Source organism: Pseudomonas sp. AP19, assembly GCF_001728855.1.
Taxonomy (GTDB): Bacteria; Pseudomonadota; Gammaproteobacteria; order Pseudomonadales; family Pseudomonadaceae; genus Aquipseudomonas; species Aquipseudomonas fluorescens.
This window is the reverse complement of sequence record NZ_LXJP01000134.1, coordinates 1-2,753: the sequence shown is the minus strand read 5'-3', so window position 1 is coordinate 2,753 and position 2,753 is coordinate 1. Positions and strand designations below refer to the sequence as shown.

The window sequence follows — 2,753 nt, the reverse complement described above, 5'->3', positions numbered from 1 at the left end:
TGTGCTTCGCACTTATTTTATTTTTATACGCCTAACCTGATCTGATATATCAGGTTTTTTCGTTTCAGCTTCGGCCTGTTCTATTGATTCGAACATTACATACTCTATTTCTTGATCATAAATAGGATGTTTTTGTATGTTTTCAGCCGTTGTTACAGCTTCGCTATGGCTCAACTCTTCCAGCAACACATCATCGGTCTTAATGCCCCTTATCCAGTCCTGCAAGGACGTTTTAAACTGGTTAAATAAGCTCTTCATCTCACCCAGTAGGGTAATGGCTTGAACTGCCTCAGCTTTGGCCTGATGGGCCTGTGCTGTGGCCTTCTCAGCCTCGATCCTAGACGTTTCTGACAGAGCTTTGGCCTTATGGGCCACCAAAAGCTGTGCCGCTGCTGATTGAGCCACTAACGTGGCTTCTTGTCTAAGTTGAATTGATTTTTCTTGTTCTTCTCTTGCTGCTTGTTGTTCCAATTGCCATTCTAACAATCTTTTACCACGACCCGGTTTCTCGGGTTTAAAATTTTCATAGTTGATACTACAATGCTTCATAACCGACGCATTAAACGCTTGTTTCATGGCTAATATCATGCCCTTTTTATCCAGCTTATCCAGTCTTTCGCCTTTGTATATGCGTGGGATTAAAAGGTTCATGTGTGGGTTATCTTGGTCGTGCAGATTTGAAAAACACTTTCTACCAAAGTCATTGACAGGCTCATCAGGTTTTAAATGCTTATGAGCTGCTCTAATAATATCACCGGATATCCTTTTCCACTGTTCATCAGTGGGTTTTTGCACTGTATCAGGCAAACTCAGCACAAAACTTTGTGCGTATGATTCGACTTTTCTACCACCCTTCTTATTCGACATATCAAAGTCCAATGTTTCACATATGGAACTTTTCACAAACTCGTTCATTTTGCCATGTAGTGGCACTATGCGAGTTTCATTTTTTGAATGGTTCTTATGTTTCTCATCCAGTAGATATTTAGAATATGTAACTAATCCATCTTGTCTTTCTTTAACTCGTTGGGATATTACTGTCCAGTTTTTGATCTTCGCCATAATAAAATTTATTGTTGATATATATGTTTTACCATGCCTTTAAATATTTGCAACTAACCCCCAGTTATTAATAGGTATTCAAGATAGGACAACCCTTCGGGTTGACGGCTTCGCCTTCCTACTTGTTGGGGGATACCCCCAAACCCCAGAAGCAAAATCAAAGTCAAAAACAGGTCAAAAGCCCAAGTCAAAAGCTTACAGTCAAAAGCGTCAATGTCTTACATAAACCGTTCCGGTTTATTCCAGATGCTTGTTTGTTTCTAAAAGCAATCCGCGTTGCTCCTGCTTTTATCACCAGAACAATCACCGGTGACGGTGCCATCACATAAACCATTCCTACCGGGATGGTTTTGTGGCTGTCAGTCAACGGCACAGCAAAAGCGGGTTGGACAGTGGTGGGGTTGCTCCCACCACCACGTCAACCCTTAAAGCTCCTGTGAGGCTGCTGGCTGCTTGATCGAGGTCGTCTGAGGTGCTGGGACGGCTTTTTCGTCCCAGTGCGTCAGACGGCCCAACAACGAACGCAGTGAGGCGTTAGCCAGCCATTTCACTGCTTTCGATTGCCTCGATGGTGCAATCCAGCCTGTGAGATCACCCCTGTCCTGATTGCAAAAAGACACCTGAGATCTCAGGTTAAAAACAGATATAAGAGGGAAAATGCCCTGTTTTTCAGATTTTTTTTAAAAAAATCCTTTTAAATCAATAATTTACGCGTGATAGGCATGAATGATCTATGTATCGTGGCACGATACATCGATGTATCGTGGGAGGATACATAGATGTCCCGGTAGGCGAGACATGCCGCACGATAAAAGATACAACCCATTGACAAAAGAAACTAATATGATAATTTGTTATTAATGAACAATTATTATAGGTATAAATGTGGAAACACAAGAACAAATAAATGCAGAAATAGCAAGACTTAGAGATAGTAATGCTAGACTTTTGACAATGCTTGAAGAGCGTGATGCAGAGAAAAATCAAAAGAAAAATATCGATTTTGTACAGTTATATAAAAAAGAACTTAAGCAGCTTCGCGGCTTAGTTAAATTAAATTCAACAGCAGCACAAATCTTGCTTGTGTTTGTTGAAAAAATGAACAAGCAAAATGCTGTTATTATGTCTTATAAGACATTAGAGCAGATAACCAAGAAGAAACGAAACACATGCTCCAAGGCAATTAAAGACCTACGAGAAGCGAAGTTTATCAACATTATTAAAGTAGGTAATGCCAACGCCTACGTTGTCAATTCAAACGTGTTTTGGTCTACCGACAACCAAATCAAAGAGAAATTTGCGATTTTTACAGCAACTGTTGTTGCTTGTGGTGCTGATCAAGACGAAGATTTTGAGGATTGGAGCAATGTTAAACTTAAAAAAATTCCAATTATTTATCCGGGAGAACAACTTTCACTAATAAATTCAGAGGGGGATGAAAATGAATGAACCTGTTTGGAGGGATACATTAAAAACAATGGTTTTTAATGACAATTACATCATATTTTGTTTTTTAAATACCAGAAAAGATGAATTAGAAGCACAAAGAAAAAAAATTGAGGAGTTAGCATTAGTTAAGATAATTCCACAGGAGACAAAAGACTTTTATCGTTATTTAAAAGAAAAAATAGAGTTTTTCGAAGATGAAATTGAAATAATTCTGAAAAACTCTGTTGAGTAGCCATTCTGGG

The 2,753-nt window shown here is 39.1% G+C and carries 3 protein-coding genes; 2 read left to right on the top strand and 1 reads right to left on the bottom strand.

The genetic code is table 11. From position 1 onward, the window contains the following. Positions 1–12: 12 nt before the first annotated feature. A complete protein-coding gene (locus tag A7D21_RS33965; protein ID WP_141718330.1) occupies positions 13–1,062 on the bottom strand; it encodes a hypothetical protein in 1,050 nt (349 codons plus the stop codon). A gap of 885 nt (positions 1,063–1,947) precedes the next feature. Here A7D21_RS33965 and A7D21_RS33960 point away from each other — a divergent pair. Together A7D21_RS33960 and A7D21_RS33955 are read left to right on the top strand one after the other, a co-directional pair. Beyond that, positions 1,948–2,511, top strand: coding sequence for a replication/maintenance protein RepL (locus tag A7D21_RS33960; protein ID WP_141718329.1), 564 nt, complete (start codon positions 1,948–1,950; stop codon positions 2,509–2,511). After that, the gene (locus tag A7D21_RS33955) at positions 2,504–2,743 is read left to right on the top strand and encodes a hypothetical protein (RefSeq protein ID WP_141718328.1); all 240 of its coding nucleotides are present in this window, start codon (positions 2,504–2,506) and stop codon (positions 2,741–2,743) included. The genes A7D21_RS33960 and A7D21_RS33955 overlap by 8 nt, the downstream gene beginning before the upstream one ends. Positions 2,744–2,753 lie beyond the last annotated feature (10 nt).

Excerpts from the sequence above, each read along its gene's own strand:
- A7D21_RS33965 (WP_141718330.1), bottom strand. The coding sequence starts at position 1,062 with ATGGCGAAGATCAAAAACTGGACAGTAATATCCCAACGAGTTAAAGAA.
- A7D21_RS33955 (WP_141718328.1), top strand. The coding sequence starts at position 2,504 with ATGAATGAACCTGTTTGGAGGGATACATTAAAAACAATGGTTTTTAAT.